Here is a 16,523-nt window from a genome sequence, read left to right as displayed (position 1 = left end):
AGGTTTGCCATGGCTGACTACAAAGCCCCGTTGCGCGATATGCGTTTCGTCCTCAATGAAGTATTCGAAGTTTCTACACTCTGGGCTCAACTGCCCGCGCTTGCCGAAACTGTCGATGCCGAGACGGTCGACGCGATCCTCGAAGAGGCAAGCAAGGTCTGCAGTAAAACCATTGCTCCGCTCAGCCGTAACGGCGACGAAGAGGGTTGCCACTGGAACGACACCGTCGTCACCACTCCGGCAGGTTTCCCCGAGGCCTACCGGACCTACGCTGAAGGCGGCTGGGTCGGTGTTGGCGGCAACCCGGATTTCGGCGGCATGGGCATGCCCAAGGTGGTGTCGGCTCAGGTCGAGGAAATGCTCAACTCCGGCAGCCTGGCGTTCGGGCTGTACCCGATGCTGACCACCGGCGCCTGTGTCTCGATCAACACCCACGCGAGCGAAGAACTCAAGGCGATTTACCTGCCGAACATGTACTCGGGCGTCTGGTGTGGCTCCATGTGCCTGACCGAAGCCCATGCCGGCACTGACCTTGGCATCATCCGCACCAAGGCCATACCTCAGGCAGACAGCTCCTACAAGATCACCGGCAGCAAGGTGTTCATCACCGGCGGCGAGCACGACCTGACCGAGAACATCATCCATCTGGTACTGGCCAAGCTGCCGGATGCGCCCGCTGGGCCTAAAGGTATTTCCCTGTTCCTGGTGCCCAAGTTCATGGTCAACGCGGATGGCAGCCTGGGCGAGCGCAATACCGTCAGTTGCGGCTCCATCGAGCACAAGATGGGTATTCAGGCTTCTGCTACCTGTGTGATGAACTTCGACGATGCCGTCGGCTATCTGATCGGCGAGCCCAATAAAGGCCTGGCGGCCATGTTCACCATGATGAACTACGAGCGCCTGGGTGTCGGCATTCAGGGGCTTGCCTCCGGCGTGCGCTCTTATCAGAACGCCGTGGAATATGCCCGCGACCGCCTCCAAAGCCGTGCGCCCACCGGCGCGCAAAACAAGGACAAGGCGGCTGACCCGATCATCGTTCACCCGGACGTGCGCCGCATGCTGCTGACGATGAAAGCCTTCAACGAAGGTGGCCGTGCCTTCTCCAGCTATGTGGCCCTGCAACTGGATATCGCCAAGTTCAGCGAAGACGATGCCGCTCGTCAGCGCGCCGATGATCTGGTCGCGCTGCTGACACCGGTCGCCAAGGCGTTCCTGACCGATATCGGCCTGGAAACCACGGTTCACGGCCAGCAGGTTTTCGGTGGCCATGGCTACATTCGCGAATGGGGCCAGGAGCAACTGGTACGTGATGTGCGCATCACCCAGATCTATGAAGGCACCAATGGCATCCAGGCGCTGGATCTGGTGGGCCGCAAGATTGTCGGGTCGAACGGTGCGTTCTATCAGTTGTTCGCCGACGAAGTGCAGGCCTTCATCAGCGAATCCGACAGCTCACTGGCCGAGTTCACCAAGCCTCTGGGCGCTGCGCTGGACATGCTCAATGAGCTCACTCGCTGGGTACTGGACCGCGCGCGCTCCAACCCCAACGAAATCGGTGCGGCCTCGGTCGAGTACCTGCACCTGTTCGGCTACACCGCTTACGCCTACATGTGGGCGAGGATGGCCAAGGCAGCGCTGGGCAAGGAAGGGCAGGAAGAGTTCTATGCCAGCAAGCTGGGTACTGCGCGTTTCTACTTCGCCCGCCTGCTACCGCGTATCCATTCCCTGGATGCCAGCGTGCGTGCGGGCAGTGAGTCGTTGTATCTGATGGATGCTTCACAATTTTGAAGGTAATAGTCTGTAAGCATTTGCTTACACAACGTGTTGGCTTTTTGCCTCTTCCCTCAGAATGGATCCAAAGTTACTCTAAATCCATGGACGTAGCGCAGGATGCGCAATAAGACATAACAGGGACACGAAGGGATACCTGCCAGGATGGCGGGACGAAAGGGATATCAGGGAAACAGTCTGGAAAGCCCCGCTTAGGCGGGGCTTTCTTTGTTCCTGCGATTTAATAATGGCTGTGTGCCAGATCGCGTGGAACCCTTGCTGATGCCCAGGGTCGATTAGCTACCAGGCCTGCAAAAGGTCATCCACTAGGAGCTTGCCCATGGACATCATTCGTATCATCTTCGCTATCCTGCTGCCACCACTGGGCGTTTTCCTGCAAGTCGGCTTCGCGGGAGCCTTCTGGCTGAATATCCTGCTGACGCTTCTGGGTTACATCCCGGGCATCGTGCATGCCGTGTACATCATCGCCAGCCGTAAGTGATCTCCATTCGTTAAATGGAGTTTCCGTAGCGAACTCATTCGCGAGGCGTCATCCAAGGCGATAGATTTTCTTCAGGTGTACGAGCCTTCGCGAATGGATTCGCTCCCACAGCAGTGGATTCATTCGCGAAATGCATCCTGGTAAAACTGCCATTCAGCTTCCAGTGCATCAGCCAGGTTCTGCGCCTTGCGAAAACCATGGCGTTCGTCTGGATAGAAATGCGCCTGGGCCGGAATGCCATTGCCCTGCAGCGCCTTGAGCATGGCGCGTGTCTGCTCCGGGACGACCACGGCATCCAGTTCGCCCTGAAAGAAAATCACCGGAACACGGATGTTTTGCGCGTGTAGCACGGGCGTTCTGGCCTGATAGCGTTCGACATCTTTCACCGGGTCGCCGATCAGCCAGTCCAGATAGTCACCTTCAAACTTGTGAGTGGCCTTGCCCAGGGCAATGGGGTCGCTGACGCCATAAAGGCTCGCCCCGGCGCGGAATACTTTGTGGAAGGCCAGGGCGCAAAGCGTCGTATAGCCGCCTGAACTGCCTCCACGAATGAACGCCCGGTCTTTGTCGATCAGGCCTTGTTGTGCCAGATACTCCACGACCGCACAGGCGTCTTCCACATCCGCAACACCCCAGTTCAGATGCAGGCTTTGCCGATAGGCACGGCCATAGCCCGTGCTGCCCCGATAGTTGAGGTCGGCGACGGCGAAACCCCGTTGGGCCCAGAACTGAATGCGCGGGTCCAGCACCGGGTAACAGGCCGAAGTAGGACCACCATGGATGAACACGACCAGTGGCGGTTTCTCGGTGCCGTCCATGGCCGGATAGAAGTAACCATAAGCCTCGGCATCACCACTGGCGTATCGCAACGATTGCGGGCGGCTGATGCGTTCGGGCGGCAAGGGCGCGACACCGCCAGCCAGTACGTGCGTACTGTGATCCTTGCGGGAAATGGCCAGCACGGCAGATGGACTGACTGCCGACGCCGCGATGCAATAGATGAACTGCTCATCAATGGCCAGACTGCGAAACCGGGTGTAATCGCCGCTGAACGCTTCGACCGAGCCATCGGCATGACGCAGACCCAATACACCAAAGCCGTCTTGCGACCAACTGGCAAGGTAGCCGCTGTCTACCGGCAACCAGGTGCAGCCGCCCAATTGCCAGGGAGCTGGCGAGTGATCGGCAGCCGCGGCGGGGAAGGGCGCAAAACCTGAAGGGGTTTCACCCCAGGGCTGCCAGAAGCCATCACGATCCGTCAGGCAACATAGTCGCCCTTTGGCATCGAAGCGCGGTTGTTGCAGGGATTCTTCCTTGGGGCCGTCGCCTGCCACGCAACGTCCCCTGGACCAGCCGCCATCGCTCAGCCGTTCGGCACACATCAACCGGGTTCGGGTCCAGGGCTGGTGCGGGCGTTGCCATTCAATCCAGGCCAGTCGCTGCCTGTCCGGGCTGAGGACGGGCGACGAATAGAAATCAGCGCCTTCGGCCAGCAGATGACGATGACTGTCAGCCAGATCGATCGCCACCAGACGATGAATGTCGTGATCTTCTTCCACCGCCAGAATCTGCCCGGCAGCGAAATGCACCGCGCCATAGCGTCGCTCGCCATGTGTAAGCTGAAAGGGCGCGCCGGCGTTCAGGGGCTGTCGATAGAGCTGCTGGTCGCGTTCATTGACGAAGACCACGGCATCGTCGGCAATGCAGAAGGCTCCACCGCCGTATTCGTACACCCGGCTGCGCACGCTGAAACCCTCGGGCGTCAGGCAGCGAGCGTGACCTTCGCACCAGTGCCAGATTCGGCTGGCCGCATCCTGTGGGCGAAATTCGCTCCAGAACAGGCCAACCGGGCTTGCGGCCAGTTCGGCATAGTCGACACCGGCTGCTACGGCCTGGGCGGCGCTGAACAGTTCAGGACTTGGCGATGAGGCGTGAGTTTCGTTCATTGCGAAAGGCCAGTTCTTCGATGGTTTGGGTCGCTGTTTCAGCTTCGTCACGGGCCTGGGTGATCATCCCGTGATGCGGGGATTTGCTGCACACGGGATCGGCATTGGCGGCATCGCCCGTCAGCATGAAGGCCTGGCAACGGCAGCCTCCGAAGTCTTTTTCCTTCTCGTCGCAGGAGCGACAAGGTTCGGGCATCCACTCGTAACCGCGAAAGCGATTGAAGCCGAACGAGTCGTACCAGATGTGCTGCATGCTGTGGTCGCGCACGTTGGGAAACTGGACCGGCAATTGCCGCGCGCCATGGCAGGGCAGCGCAGTGCCGTCCGGGGTCACGGTCAGGAACAGGTTGCCCCAACCGTTCATGCAGGCCTTGGGACGTTCTTCGTAGTAGTCCGGCGTGACGAAGATCAGCTTGCAGGGATGCTTTTCAGCCGCCAGCTTTTCCCGGTACTGGTTGGTGACGGCTTCTGCCCGCACCAGTTGATCCTTGGTGGGCAGCAGGCCAACGCGGTTCAGGTGCGCCCAGCCATAGAACTGACAGGTTGCCAGCTCTACGAAGTCGGCTTCCAGCGCCAGGCACAGCTCGATGATCCTGTCGATCCGGTCGATATTGTGCCGATGGGTGACGAAGTTCAGCACCATCGGGTAGCCGTGCTTTTTCACTGCACGGGCCATTTCCAGTTTTTGTGCAAAGGCTTTTTTCGAGCCCGCGAGCATGTTGTTCACTTGCTCGTCGCTGGCCTGGAAGCTGATCTGGATATGGTCCAGGCCCGCTTCCTTGAAATCGATGATCTTCTGTTCGGTGAGGCCGATCCCGGAGGTAATCAGGTTGGTGTAATAACCCAATCGTCGGGCTTCGGCGATAAGCACGGCCAGATCCTGGCGCACCAGCGGCTCGCCGCCGGAAAAGCCGATCTGGGCCGCGCCCATCTGTCGTGCCTGTTGCATCACTGTGAACCACTGCTCGGTGCTCAACTCCTGGCCTTGTTTGGCAAAGTCCAGCGGGTTGGAGCAATACGGGCATTGCAACGGACAGCGATAGGTCAACTCCGCCAACAGCCACAGCGGCAGCCCGACAGGTGGCGTTGGCGGAATGAGTGCGTTCCCGGTGGTGAGTCCTGTTTCAGCCAAGGTTGATCCAACTCTTTTCCTGGGCAACGTTCATGAAGTCCTCCACATCGGTACCCACCTCCGGGAAGTTCGGAAAGCGCTCCTGCAGCGATGCGATGATCTGCGCCACATTGCGCTGTCCGTTCACCAGATCGCCGATCAGGCCTGCACTTTGGTTCAACTGGATCATGCCCTCGGGGTAAAGCAGTACATAGCACTTCTGTGCCTCTTCGTACTGGAAGCGATAACCCTGGCGCCAGGTGGGGACTAACTGTCTATCGAATTTCATAGGCTGATTCCCTTATGCCATACGTTCTTGTGGGTGACGCTGTGGTAAGGCGGGCGGTTCAACTCGTACGCCATGCTCATGGCGTCCAGCATGCTCCACAAAATGTCGAGTTTGAACTGCAGAATTTCCAGCATGCGCTGCTGGCCTTCATAGGTGGTGTAGTACTCAAGTGTAATCGCCAATCCATGTTCCACATCGCGACGTGCCTGACCGAGGCGAGTGCGAAAGTACTCATAGCCTGCCGGATCGATCCACGGATAATGCTGCGGCCAGGTGTCCAGGCGCGACTGGTGGATCTGCGGCGCGAAGAGTTCGGTCAATGAACTGCTGGCCGCTTCCTGCCAATTGGCGCGGCGTGCGAAATTCACATAGGCATCCACGGCAAAGCGAACACCCGGCAGCACCAGCTCCTGCGAGCGCAGTTGGTCCGGGTCCAGACCGACCGCCTGGCCCAGACGCAGCCAGGCTTCGATACCGCCGTCTTCGCCGGGGGCGCCATCGTGGTCCAGCAAGCGCTGAATCCACTCGCGGCGGATTTCGCGATCCGGGCAGTTGGCCAGAATCGCCGCATCCTTGAGCGGGATATTCACCTGGTAGTAGAAGCGGTTAGCGACCCAGCCCTGAATCTGTTCGCGAGTCGCCCGGCCTTCATACATCGCCACGTGGAACGGGTGGTGAATATGGTAGTAGGCACCCTTGGCGCGCAGGGCCTGTTCAAATTCGGCGCGGGACAGCGCTGCTTCGCTCATCTTGGCTCCTAAAGTTCGATACTCATGCCGTCATAAGCCACTTCGACATGGCGGCGAACCAGCTCGGCGCGCTCCGGGGAATCTTCGTCGAGGATGGGGTTGGTGTTGTTGATGTGGATAAGTACCTTGCGCTGCTTCGTAAAGCCTTCGAGTACTTCCAGCATGCCGCCCGCACCGTTCTGGGCAAGGTGGCCCATTTCCCGGCCGGTGCGCGTGCCGACGCCACGGCGCTGCATTTCGTCGTCGTCCCACAGTGTTCCGTCCACCAGCAGGCAATCGGCGGCGTGCATTTTTTCCAGCAGCGCCTCATCGACCTTGCCAAGGCCAGGCGCGTAGAAGAGTTTGCCGCCGGTTCTGAGGTCTTCGACGATCAGACCGATGTTGTCGCCGGGGTGCGGATCAAAGCGGTGTGGCGAGTAGGGCGGTGCGGCGCTGCGCAGCGGGAACGGTGTGAAGCGCAGGTTCGGGCAGGCGGGAATGACGAAACTGCCTTGCAGCTCGATACGGTTCCAGTTCAGGCCGCCATTCCAGTGCTTGAGCATCTCGAACAGCGGAAAGCCTGTGCTCAGGTCTTCGTGGACCATGTCGGTACACCAGACCTGATGCGGGCAACCTTCGCGCAGGCTGAGCAGCCCTGTGGTGTGATCGATCTGGCTGTCCATCAGCACGATGGCGCTGATGCCAGTATCGCGCAGTGCCCGGCCCGGCTGCATCGGCGCGAAACCTTGCAGTTGTGCCCGAATGTCCGGCGAGGCGTTGCACAGGACCCAGTTGACGCCATCGTCGGAGATCGCGATGGAGGATTGGGTACGCGCCTTGGCGTTAAGGCTGCCATCACGAAAGCCTGCGCAGTTCACGCAATTACAGTTCCACTGGGGGAAACCACCGCCGGCAGCGGAACCTAGAATCTGGATGTACATGTCAGCTCCATACCGCGTGACCTGAAACGCTGAAATAAAAATGATTCGACCCATAAAAAAAGCCCCGGCGAACCGAGGCTTTGCACCGCATATACATCAACGGCTTGCGAAGTACATGGTGACTTCAAAGCCGATACGCAGATCAGTGTAAGCAGGTTTGGTCCACATGGGAGACTCCTTCTAGGTGATTGCAGCGGTTCAATCAGGGTGGTGACTACATCTTAGTGTGTACGCGCGTACATACGTTCAGATGCTTAGGAAGCTATCTTACTTAATTTAACGATTTGGCAGGGCGCGAGTTTCATGAAAGATTTCTGTTACAACCAGCGGTTGCCCGTTCAGGCCGCAGGAACAGGGCGGTTGGACAGAATGAGCCACCCTGCGCTGGCATCGTTCAACTGACCGGCGGCAGCCAGTAACGAGTGTTTTTCCAGATGTAACAGTGCTGTTTTAAGCGGCTCGGGACCGCTCTTTTCATGCCCGGCCAAGCGAGCTTGCCACAGCAGCTCTGCCGTCTGTTCATGGGGCATCGTCGCTGTATCGAACTGCCCGGCCAGTGCCTGCCGCAGTCCCGGAAGGTCGGCGTCGTCGATCAGGTCTGGCAGCTCACCCATGAACGTCTCGATGTGCCGGACAATCTGCCCGGCGCTGCATGTGGGCGATTGCACACCAAACAACAACCCGGTTCGTCCGGCGATTTGCCTCAAACCGCTGAAAACGGCGTAGCCCAGTTGCAGTTCGACTCGCAGGCGTTGATAGAAGGGAGCCTGTATCAAGTGCGCCAGCAGACGCCAGGCTGCTTCATCTTCCATGGACAGGCCGGGAGCGGTGCAGAACACCAGCACGGCATCTTCCGGTGAGCCTGATTCCAGCGTGTGCCAGCGCTTGCCGGGTAGCACTGAAGGCGCTTCAGTTGCCGTGTCATCCACTGCGCCAGGCATGTCCTGTAATGCGGCATTGACGAGCGCCAGGCTGTGGGCGGGCAGGCCAACGGCAAGGCTGATCCGTCGGGAACTGGCCCAGACTGTCTGAATATCATCACTGCATTGCCCGGCAGTCATGTTCAGGAACTGATCGGGAAGCGCCTTGAGCAATTCTCTGATCGGAATCAGCGCTGGCCCGCTGTGCGCCTGAGCATGGCGCGGGTCGGGGTGCAACAACAATTGCCGGGCGTGTTCGATGATGGCTGGCATCGGTTCGTGAATGCCGCTCAGCCTGAGCTCCCAATAAGTGCCGTAGGCGCTGAAAGATACTGTCACACCGGCTTGCCGAGCCTGTTCGATCAGGTTCTGCAGGCTGCCATTGAGCATCCGCCACAATCGGGGTTGTGGGGCCTGTAACTGCCAGCGCAGAAAGAGGGCTGCTTCGGCACTGTCAGTGCTTGCGACCAACAGCAAAGGATTGGCGGTCGGCAGGCACCATTCGACTTGTCCACAGGCCGGGTTATCCACAGGCTGCGCGGTGAGAAGGGTTTCGGGCTTCAACTGGTCGAGCACTGCTCTCAGTGCGTGCAGGTCGTCACCGGACGCAGTGCGGCAAAAATGATGCGCCAGCTCCAGGGCACCACAGGTTTGCAGACGCCGTTGTTGCAGGCGACGGTATTCATCGATCAGCTCGGGCCAGCGGGTCTTGAAGAAGGCGAGCCAGTCGAAAAACAGCGTGGCCAGGGTGCCGGATGAATCAGGCGCTGCGCCCACGCACTCGATATCAAGCAGCAACTGACCCTCGAACTGATACAGCGGCGTTGCCTTGAGCGAATCGATCAGCCCTTGGCTAATAAGTGCTGCAACCAGCCCGCCCGTGTGGGGCTCCATCAGCCAGTGGCAGAAAAATGCGACAGCTTCTTCGGTGTTCGCCGGCAAGCCTTCGCAGGCAAAGAGCAGATGCGTACTGGTTGTTTTGTGATCAGGTCGTTTATCGATAAGGCGCGGCGGTGTGTGCTGCATGACCTTGCCGACGGCGCTGAAGCTTGCGCCATGCTCTGTGGCCAGGTCCTTCAATTCAGCCAGCGATTGAGGGCCGCTCAGGCACAGAGTGATCTGCCCGGCTTGATAGAAGCGCTGATAAAATTCATGAAGCGCCTGTTGAAACGCCGGATTGGGCACTGACAGGCTGTAACGGTTGCCCGCATGAAAGCCGCGCAGCGGATGCCGCGGGTTGATGGGTTCAAGCAGGCTGATCTGCTGGCGGGCCTTGGCATCCTGAGTCCAGGCGATGAATTCGGCATGCAGCACTTCGCGCTCGCGTAACTGATCGGGCAGTGACATGCGCGGGTGAGCGAGCATGTCGCACAGCCGTTCCAGCCCTGGGGCGAATGCCGAGGGTGGTAGCTCGAAGAAGAAGTCTGTGGTGCGTTCGCGGGTGCTGGCATTGATCTGTCCGCCATGGCGTTGCACGAAAGCCATGAGGTTCTGGTCGGCAGCGAAGCGCTCGGTGCCCAGGAAAAACAGATGCTCCAGAAAATGCGCCAGCCCCGGCCAGGCCTGTGAAACATCATGGCTACCGGCCGCGACCCGAAGCGACGCCGCGCAGCGCTTGAGCCGTGGCGCATGACACAGCACCACGTTCAAGCCATTGGGCAGCACAAGTCGCTGGATATCAAGCATGACCGTTTCCACGGAAAACAAGTCGTCATGCTAACGGATATTCGCTCCCACAGAACCCCTGTCAGGCTGCGAGCAACCAGACACCCGTTGCCGCCGAAGCTGCACCGGCAATCCGCACCAGCGGCGCAGCGGCCTGAGGCAGTACGCGCACGACTGCGTAGCCAGCGGCGTGCAAGGCTGCCGTTGCCGCGACGAAACCGGCCGCGTAAGCCCATGGGCTGGACATGTCCGGCAGCTCAAGGCCGTGGGCCACGCCATGGAACATCGCAAACACTGCCGTGGCCACTACGGCCAGTGCCAGCGGAGGACGCACAGCCAGCGCAACGGCCAGGCCCAGCGCCAGTACCGAGGCCGAGATACCGCTTTCCAGCGCAGGCAGTTCCAGACCGGCGAAGCCCAGCAGGCCACCGATCAGCATGGTGCCCACGAAGGTGCAAGGCAGTGCCCAGCGGGCTGCGCCTTGCTGTTGCGCGGCCCACAAGCCGACCGCAAGCATGGCCAGCAGGTGATCCAGACCACCGACCGGGTGGCCTAGGCCTGCAATCAGGCCGTTATCGCCATGGCCCGGATGCGCCATGGCCAATGCGGGGGTGAGCAGCAGGGCGAGGGCGCCGAGGGCTTTTTTGTAGTTCATGAGCAGGTTTCCTTGGAGGTTTGAATTCAGGCGTTGATCGTCAGCAGGCCCTGGCGCTCGATAATGGCAATGATCTCTTCCAGACCCTGGCCGGTTTTCTGATTGCTGAACACGAACGGCTTTTCGCCACGCATCTTCCTGGTATCGCGATCCATCATTTCCAGAGACGCGCCCACCAGTGGCGCCAGGTCGATCTTGTTGATCACCAGCAGGTCGGACTTGCAGATGCCGGGGCCGCCCTTGCGCGGCAGCTTGTCGCCTGCCGAAACGTCGATCACATAAATCGTCAGGTCCGACAGCTCCGGGCTGAAGGTCGCAGAAAGATTGTCGCCACCGGACTCGACGAGGATCAGGTCCAGCCCTTCGAAGCGGCGGTTGAGCTGGTCAACGGCTTCCAGGTTGATGGAGGCGTCTTCGCGAATCGCCGTGTGCGGGCAGCCGCCGGTTTCCACGCCAATGATGCGTTCTGGTGCCAGTGCTTCGTTGCGCACCAGAAAGTCGGCGTCTTCACGGGTATAAATATCGTTGGTCACGACCGCCAGGTTGTAGCGCTCACGCAAGGCAAGGCACAGAGCCAGAGTCAGTGCGGTCTTGCCGGAACCGACCGGGCCACCGATACCGACGCGCAGAGGTTGGCTGTTCATTGAGTTCTCCATGGATGCTAGGACCGGAACAACCGGCTGTATTGACGTTCATGGGCCATGCTCGCCAGTGACAGACCGAAAGCGGCGCTGCCGATCTGTTGGCTGTCTTGAGCTGTGGCGTTCTGTTGGGCCTGCTGCAACAAGGGCAGCAGTTCACTGGTGAGGCGTTGTGCAGCCTGCTGACCCAGCGGCAGGGTTTTCATCAGCACCGCCAGCTGGTTTTCCAGCCAGCTCCACAGCCAGGCCGCCAGCGCGTCCTGCGGGCTGATTTGCCAGGCCCGTGCGGCCAGCGCCCAGCCCAGGGCCAGATGCGGCTCGCTTGTCTGTTCCAGAAAGCGGCGGGCAGTGTGATCCAGCTCCGGCAGGCCATTGAGCAACTGTTGCAGGGAATAACCCATCTGCCGGCTTTCCAGATGCAGCTCACGGGTTTCCCGACTGGCACGGTGTTGTTCGCTCAGTTGCAGCAACTGCCCCCAGTCTTCCTCGGCGGCGGCTGTGCAATGGGCGAGCATCATGGGCGCCTCGAAACGGGCGAGGTTGAGCAGCAATTGATCGCCGATCCAGCGCGCAGCGGTTTGCGGATCGACCACGATGGATTGCTCAACGGCCATTTCCAGGCCCTGTGAATAGCTGTAGCCGCCAATCGGAAGCTGGGGGCTGGCCAGACGCAGAAGCGCCCAGGCACGGTTCACTTGCGCACGCCGAACTGGTGCAGACGCGGCGCGTAATTGAAGTCTTCCTCACCGGCCCGTGAATGGTGATGACCGCCCCCATAGGCTCCGTGTTCCGGCTGGAAGGGCGCTTCGATGGTTTCGGTGGTGGCTCCCAACTGGTCGAGCATGGCCTTGAGCACGTAGTCGTCCAGCAGGCGCAGCCAGCCGTCGCCCACTTGCAGTGCAACGTGGCGGTTGCCCAGGTGATAGGCAGCACGGGTCAGCTCAAACGTGCTGCTGCAGGTCACGTGCATCAGTTGTTCGGGACGGGCGCAGACCCGAACGATGCGACCATCTTCGGCTTGCAGGAATTCGCCGTCATGAAGAGGTGGCTGGCCGCGTTGCAGGAACAGTCCTACGTCTTCGTTCTCGGCACTGAAGCAGCGCAGGCGACTTTTGCTGCGGGCCTCGAAATTCAAATGCAGCTCGGCGGCCCACTCGTTTTGGGGGTCGATTCTTTTATGAATCACCAGCATCAGAATGTTTCCAGCTAATTGCGATGCTTCAAATCAGAGCAAGGGGCTTGCCAACAGTGCAGGAATCATAAAAAGGCAGGCGTGACGGGAGGCCTGAACAGAAAAGCGTCAATTGATTGCTCTGTTTTGGTGCGAGTGTTTATTTATGTTTCAAGCTGGTGCGATTTTTCTGACATGGATATCAGTCATTACTTCCAAGACCTTTCCAGTGCTTGGCGCCCATGAAGATAAAACGCAGTTGCTGGGTGATCTTGGCCTGGGGAGTGAGATGGGCCGCGAGGGTGGCAGCAGGCGGGTCGATCAGCTCGGGCAGCATGGCGAAGACGCTCTTGACCACCAGGTCGGCAATCACCGACAGCGCCTTGATATCGAGGTGTTTCCATTTGGGCATTTTCGCCAGGTCGGTGGTCAGGTCGGCGCTGATCCCTTCACGCAAGGCTCCAAGCGCCTGACGCACCTTGAGAGAGCCGCCATATTGCTCACGGGCCAGAAACAGGAACTGCGAACGGTTCGCTGCCACCTGATCGAGAAAGATCTGCACCGATGCATGAATCAGCCCGCCCATGACCAGCTCGTTATGGCGCACAAGGCGAATGGTTTCACGAAAGGTCTGGCCCACTTCACTGACCAGTGCCAGCCCCAACTGGTCCATGTCTTCAAAATGACGATAGAAGCCGGTCGGTACAATCCCTGCCGTGCGTGCGACTTCCCGCAGGCTCAGGCTGGCGAACCCGCGCCCGCTTTCCATCAGCTGATGCGCAGCGTCCAGCAAGGCTCTTCGGGTCTGTTGTTTCTGTTCGGCGCGGGGCAGCATGAGGTAAAGAGTTCTACGATTGGACTATGTTGCACTCTAGCAAATGAGCTTTGCATGCGTCGAAAGGCTTTTTATGGGATGGCCTGACGCGGCTACCTTTTCCATTGGATGGAACCTGTTGTGCTATTTACCTATCACAGCAAACCCTCGGCGCTTTTGTCAGTCGAAGGAACATGTCGTATTCAACGCTCCATGGCCGGGGCGTTGGTTTTTGGAGTGACGTGCGATGACGCGCAGCCGCAAGATTTTCGCCTGGACAGGCGCCACGTTGTTACTGGTGCTTGCCGTATTGGTCATTGTGATCGCCACCTTCGACTGGAACCGCATCAAACCCACCCTCAACGAAAAAGTCAGCGAAGCGCTGCATCGTCCGTTCGCCATTAACGGCGATCTTGCTGTGCACTGGCAGCGCGAGCCTGAATCCGGTGGCTGGCGCGCCTGGGTGCCATGGCCGCATTTCGTGGCTCAGGATCTGAGCCTGGGTAACCCCGAGTGGTCGAAAACTCCGCAAATGGTCACGCTCAAGCAAGTCGAGTTTCGTCTTGCCCTGTTGCCTTTGCTGGTGCAGGAAGTCGTGATTCCGCGTATCGACCTCACCGGCCCGGAAGCCAGGCTTGAGCGTCTGGCCGATGGTCGCGCCAACTGGGTCTTCGACCTGCCCAAGTCCGACCCCGAGGCCGAGCCTTCGCGATGGGTGGTGGATATCGGTGCGATCAAGTTCGATAAAGGGCTGGTCAGCTTCAATGACCAGACCTTGAAGACGCAACTGGATGTGGTGATCGACATGCTGGGCAAGCCGATCCCCTTCGGTGACATCGTCGGCAGCAAAGAGGTGAAGAAGGCCCAGGAGAAGGGCACTGTCCCGCAGGACTACGCCTTTGGTCTGTCGGTCAAAGGGCAGTATCACGAGCAGAAGGTCAACGGGACGGGCAAGGTCGGCGGTTTGCTGGCCTTGAAAGACGCCACGCAACCCTTCCCGGTGCAGGCCGATCTGAAAATCGGCGATACGCAGATTGCAATTGCCGGCACCCTGACCGATCCGCAGAACCTGGGTGCACTGGATCTGCGTCTGAAACTGTCCGGCACCAGTCTGAGCCATCTTTATCCACTGACCGGCGTTGCCTTGCCTGACTCGCCGGCCTACTCCACCGATGGCCGCCTGATTGCCAGGTTGCATGATGCCGCCGGGGCGAATTTCCGCTACGAAGGCTTCAACGGCAAGATCGGCAACAGCGACATTCATGGCGACCTGAGTTTCGTGGCCAGTCAGCCACGTCCCAAGCTGAGCGGGGTATTGGTTTCCAACCAGCTACTGTTCAGCGACCTTGCGCCCCTGATTGGTGCCGACTCCAATGCCGCGCAGAAAAAGCGCGGTGGCGAGAGCAAGCAGCCCAAGGGCAAGGTCCTGCCTGTGGAAGAGTTTCAGACGGACCGCTGGCGGGCGATGGATGCCGATGTGGAGTTCACCGGTAAACGGATCGTCCAGAGCCCGGACTTGCCCTTTACCGATCTGTATACGCACCTGTTGCTCAATGACGGTCAGTTGAGCCTTCAACCGCTGCGCTTTGGCGTGGCGGGCGGAAAGCTGGATGCCGAAATCCGCCTGGATGGCCGGACCCAGCCATTGCAAGGACGGGCCAGGCTGTCGGCGCGTAACTTCAAGCTCAAGCAGCTGTTTCCGACTTTCGAGCCCATGAAGACCAGCTTCGGTGAACTCAATGGCGATGCAGATATCAGCGGTCGCGGTAACTCGATTGCGGCTTTGCTGGGCACCGCCAATGGTGACCTGAAGATGCTGGTCAACGACGGCGCCATCAGCCGGGGCCTGATGGAGATTGCGGGGCTCAACGTGGGTAACTACGTGGTCGGCAGGTTGTTTGGCGACAAGGACGTGAAGATCAACTGCGCGGCGTCGGATTTCGGCATCAAGGACGGTCTGGCCACCAGTCGCCTGTTCGTGTTCGATACCGAGAACGCAATCATCTACATTGACGGCACAGCGAACTTCAAGACCGAACAACTGGACCTCAAGATCAACCCAGAGTCCAAGGGTTTCAGGGTGTTCTCGCTGCGCTCGCCACTCTACGTGAACGGCCCGTTCGCCAGCCCCAATGCGGGCGTGCAATCAGGCCCATTGCTGTTGCGCGGAGCGGGCATGGTGTTGTTGGGCGCTACGGTCGGCCCGGCGGCGGGGCTGCTGGCACTGGTCGCCACTGGCGACAGCACACCGAATCAGTGCGGGCCATTGCTGGAGCAGATGAGAGCGGGCAAGGCGCCCAAGACCGTGAAGTGAAACTGATACTGTCCTGACCTGTCGCGAGCAAGCGCCCTCCCACAAACCGTGGAAGGGCGCTTGCTCGCGACGGCGTTTTGAAGATTTACAGGTCGTTCAGGATATCGGCCATGTCATCCGCATGCTCTTCTTCCTGGGCCAGGATGTCTTCAAAGATGCGGCGGGTGGTCGGGTCGGATTCGCCGATGTACTGAATGATTTCACGGTAGCTGTCGACGGCGATGCGTTCGGCAACCAGGTCTTCGTACACCATTTCCTTGAGCGTATTACCGGCAACGTACTGTGCATGCGAGTGCTTGGTCAGCAGGTCGGGGTTGAACTCCGGTTCGCCGCCCAGTTGCACGATGCGCTCGGCCAGCTTGTCGGCGTGCTCCGCTTCCTGCTGTGCATGCTCCAGAAACTCCGCAGCAGCCACGCTTGCCTTCAGGCCGTTGGCCATGAAGTAGTGACGTTTGTAGCGCAATACGCAGACCAGCTCGGTCGCCAGAGACTCATTGAGCAGACGCAGGATGGTTTCCCGGTCCGCGCTATACCCTTCGGTGACGGCACCGTTCTCAACGTTGTGACGGGCACGTTCACGCAGGCTGCTGACATCGGATAGCTGGGGTGCAGAAATCATGATTTATCTCCATGGCTCATCAGGTTTTCGTCCCGCTCTTGGTGAAGGGCTCGGCGGGATCGTCACTAGGTGTGAGTGATGAACAACGAGAAAGTTTTATCGAATTTTGGATAACCCGACCTTTGCAGTCGATGTAAAAAATATAAGAAACGACTGCAGAACACAGTGGTCCTTAACTTGAGGCATTCATTTATGGAGAGACAAAATGCTCAAGTTTTTGGGTGGCACCGTCGGCATCATTTTCCTGATTGGTTTGATCGTGGTCATTGCTCTGTTCAAGCTGGTTTTCTAACGCTCGATCAAAAAGCCTGGTGCTCCAGGCACCGGGCTTTTTGATGAGCGAAGGCATTAGGCCTTGATGCGCAAATACCTGCGCACCCCATCCTTGATAAAACACCCCTGAAACCCTCGACAACCCTTATGAACAGGGCTTCTCG

17 protein-coding genes are annotated in these 16,523 nt (G+C 59.3%); 3 read left to right on the top strand and 14 right to left on the bottom strand.

Going from position 1 to position 16,523, the window contains the following annotated elements:
- The first annotated feature begins 9 nt into the window (after window positions 1–9).
- Both CKW23_RS22335 and CKW23_RS22330 read left to right on the top strand, forming a co-directional pair.
- Entirely contained in the window at window positions 10–1,788 is a 1,779-nt protein-coding gene (locus CKW23_RS22335) for an acyl-CoA dehydrogenase C-terminal domain-containing protein (RefSeq protein ID WP_095068360.1), read from the top strand.
- A gap of 322 nt (window positions 1,789–2,110) precedes the next feature.
- Window positions 2,111–2,272, top strand: a complete 162-nt coding sequence (locus CKW23_RS22330) for a YqaE/Pmp3 family membrane protein (RefSeq protein ID WP_038400070.1) — start codon at window positions 2,111–2,113, stop codon at window positions 2,270–2,272.
- Window positions 2,273–2,391: 119 nt separating this feature from the next.
- Here the strand turns inward: CKW23_RS22330 and CKW23_RS22325 are convergent, their stop codons facing one another.
- The 12 genes from CKW23_RS22325 to CKW23_RS22270 all read right to left on the bottom strand — a co-directional run bounded on the left by CKW23_RS22325 (window position 2,392) and on the right by CKW23_RS22270 (window position 13,174).
- Window positions 2,392–4,218: a S9 family peptidase gene (locus CKW23_RS22325; RefSeq protein ID WP_095068359.1), complete on the bottom strand. Its 1,827-nt coding sequence runs from the start codon at window positions 4,216–4,218 to the stop codon at window positions 2,392–2,394.
- A complete protein-coding gene (gene pqqE, locus CKW23_RS22320; RefSeq protein WP_025262196.1) occupies window positions 4,184–5,350 on the bottom strand; it encodes a pyrroloquinoline quinone biosynthesis protein PqqE in 1,167 nt (388 codons plus the stop codon). Before pqqE ends, CKW23_RS22325 begins: the two co-directional genes overlap by 35 nt.
- Window positions 5,343–5,618 carry a pyrroloquinoline quinone biosynthesis peptide chaperone PqqD gene (gene pqqD / locus CKW23_RS22315; protein WP_025262195.1) on the bottom strand — a complete coding sequence of 92 codons (276 nt, stop codon included), beginning with the start codon at window positions 5,616–5,618 and terminating at the stop codon, window positions 5,343–5,345. The genes pqqE and pqqD overlap by 8 nt, the downstream gene beginning before the upstream one ends.
- The gene (gene pqqC / locus CKW23_RS22310) at window positions 5,615–6,367 is read right to left on the bottom strand and encodes a pyrroloquinoline-quinone synthase PqqC (RefSeq protein ID WP_025262194.1); all 753 of its coding nucleotides are present in this window, start codon (window positions 6,365–6,367) and stop codon (window positions 5,615–5,617) included. Before pqqC ends, pqqD begins: the two co-directional genes overlap by 4 nt.
- Before the next feature lie 8 nt (window positions 6,368–6,375).
- Window positions 6,376–7,287 (bottom strand): pyrroloquinoline quinone biosynthesis protein PqqB, encoded by a 912-nt coding sequence (gene pqqB, locus CKW23_RS22305; protein WP_025262193.1) that lies wholly within the window; start codon window positions 7,285–7,287, stop codon window positions 6,376–6,378.
- 96 nt (window positions 7,288–7,383) lie between these two features.
- The gene (gene pqqA, locus CKW23_RS22300) at window positions 7,384–7,455 is read right to left on the bottom strand and encodes a pyrroloquinoline quinone precursor peptide PqqA (RefSeq protein ID WP_008365141.1); all 72 of its coding nucleotides are present in this window, start codon (window positions 7,453–7,455) and stop codon (window positions 7,384–7,386) included.
- A gap of 170 nt (window positions 7,456–7,625) precedes the next feature.
- Window positions 7,626–9,893, bottom strand: coding sequence for a pyrroloquinoline quinone biosynthesis protein PqqF (gene pqqF, locus CKW23_RS22295; protein ID WP_038400068.1), 2,268 nt, complete (start codon window positions 9,891–9,893; stop codon window positions 7,626–7,628).
- 61 nt (window positions 9,894–9,954) lie between these two features.
- Entirely contained in the window at window positions 9,955–10,527 is a 573-nt protein-coding gene (locus CKW23_RS22290) for a HupE/UreJ family protein (RefSeq protein WP_025262192.1), read from the bottom strand.
- Window positions 10,528–10,553: 26 nt separating this feature from the next.
- Window positions 10,554–11,171 (bottom strand): urease accessory protein UreG, encoded by a 618-nt coding sequence (ureG, locus tag CKW23_RS22285; RefSeq protein WP_025262191.1) that lies wholly within the window; start codon window positions 11,169–11,171, stop codon window positions 10,554–10,556.
- 17 nt (window positions 11,172–11,188) lie between these two features.
- A complete protein-coding gene (locus CKW23_RS22280) occupies window positions 11,189–11,863 on the bottom strand; it encodes an urease accessory protein UreF (RefSeq protein WP_025262190.1) in 675 nt (224 codons plus the stop codon).
- Window positions 11,860–12,360 carry an urease accessory protein UreE gene (gene ureE / locus CKW23_RS22275; RefSeq protein WP_025262189.1) on the bottom strand — a complete coding sequence of 167 codons (501 nt, stop codon included), beginning with the start codon at window positions 12,358–12,360 and terminating at the stop codon, window positions 11,860–11,862. The genes CKW23_RS22280 and ureE overlap by 4 nt, the downstream gene beginning before the upstream one ends.
- Before the next feature lie 181 nt (window positions 12,361–12,541).
- Window positions 12,542–13,174: a TetR family transcriptional regulator gene (locus CKW23_RS22270; protein ID WP_025262188.1), complete on the bottom strand. Its 633-nt coding sequence runs from the start codon at window positions 13,172–13,174 to the stop codon at window positions 12,542–12,544.
- Between the two features lie 226 nt (window positions 13,175–13,400).
- On the opposite strand from CKW23_RS22270, the gene CKW23_RS22265 reads away from it, so the two are divergent.
- The gene (locus CKW23_RS22265) at window positions 13,401–15,467 is read left to right on the top strand and encodes an AsmA family protein (RefSeq protein WP_025262187.1); all 2,067 of its coding nucleotides are present in this window, start codon (window positions 13,401–13,403) and stop codon (window positions 15,465–15,467) included.
- Window positions 15,468–15,552: 85 nt separating this feature from the next.
- On the opposite strand, the gene CKW23_RS22260 is transcribed toward CKW23_RS22265, so the two are convergent.
- Window positions 15,553–16,086 (bottom strand): bacterioferritin, encoded by a 534-nt coding sequence (locus CKW23_RS22260; protein WP_025262186.1) that lies wholly within the window; start codon window positions 16,084–16,086, stop codon window positions 15,553–15,555.
- A gap of 190 nt (window positions 16,087–16,276) precedes the next feature.
- Window positions 16,277–16,483, bottom strand: a complete 207-nt coding sequence (locus CKW23_RS26370) for a hypothetical protein (protein ID WP_143499003.1) — start codon at window positions 16,481–16,483, stop codon at window positions 16,277–16,279.
- Window positions 16,484–16,523 lie beyond the last annotated feature (40 nt).

This window comes from Pseudomonas sp. Irchel 3A18, assembly GCF_900187465.1.
In the GTDB taxonomy this organism is placed as follows: domain Bacteria; phylum Pseudomonadota; class Gammaproteobacteria; order Pseudomonadales; family Pseudomonadaceae; genus Aquipseudomonas; species Aquipseudomonas cichorii.
Note: the sequence above shows the minus strand (reverse complement) of the source record. Positions and strands in the feature narration are given on the sequence as shown.

Excerpts from the sequence above, each read along its gene's own strand:
- CKW23_RS22335 (WP_095068360.1), top strand. The coding sequence starts at position 10 with ATGGCTGACTACAAAGCCCCGTTGCGCGATATGCGTTTCGTCCTCAAT.
- CKW23_RS22330 (WP_038400070.1), top strand. The coding sequence starts at position 2,111 with ATGGACATCATTCGTATCATCTTCGCTATCCTGCTGCCACCACTGGGC.
- CKW23_RS22325 (WP_095068359.1), bottom strand. The coding sequence starts at position 4,218 with ATGAACGAAACTCACGCCTCATCGCCAAGTCCTGAACTGTTCAGCGCC.
- pqqD (WP_025262195.1), bottom strand. The coding sequence starts at position 5,618 with ATGAAATTCGATAGACAGTTAGTCCCCACCTGGCGCCAGGGTTATCGC.
- pqqC (WP_025262194.1), bottom strand. The coding sequence starts at position 6,367 with ATGAGCGAAGCAGCGCTGTCCCGCGCCGAATTTGAACAGGCCCTGCGC.
- pqqB (WP_025262193.1), bottom strand. The coding sequence starts at position 7,287 with ATGTACATCCAGATTCTAGGTTCCGCTGCCGGCGGTGGTTTCCCCCAG.
- pqqF (WP_038400068.1), bottom strand. The coding sequence starts at position 9,893 with ATGCTTGATATCCAGCGACTTGTGCTGCCCAATGGCTTGAACGTGGTG.
- CKW23_RS22290 (WP_025262192.1), bottom strand. The coding sequence starts at position 10,527 with ATGAACTACAAAAAAGCCCTCGGCGCCCTCGCCCTGCTGCTCACCCCC.
- ureG (WP_025262191.1), bottom strand. The coding sequence starts at position 11,171 with ATGAACAGCCAACCTCTGCGCGTCGGTATCGGTGGCCCGGTCGGTTCC.
- ureE (WP_025262189.1), bottom strand. The coding sequence starts at position 12,360 with ATGCTGGTGATTCATAAAAGAATCGACCCCCAAAACGAGTGGGCCGCC.
- CKW23_RS22270 (WP_025262188.1), bottom strand. The coding sequence starts at position 13,174 with ATGCTGCCCCGCGCCGAACAGAAACAACAGACCCGAAGAGCCTTGCTG.
- CKW23_RS22265 (WP_025262187.1), top strand. The coding sequence starts at position 13,401 with ATGACGCGCAGCCGCAAGATTTTCGCCTGGACAGGCGCCACGTTGTTA.
- CKW23_RS22260 (WP_025262186.1), bottom strand. The coding sequence starts at position 16,086 with ATGATTTCTGCACCCCAGCTATCCGATGTCAGCAGCCTGCGTGAACGT.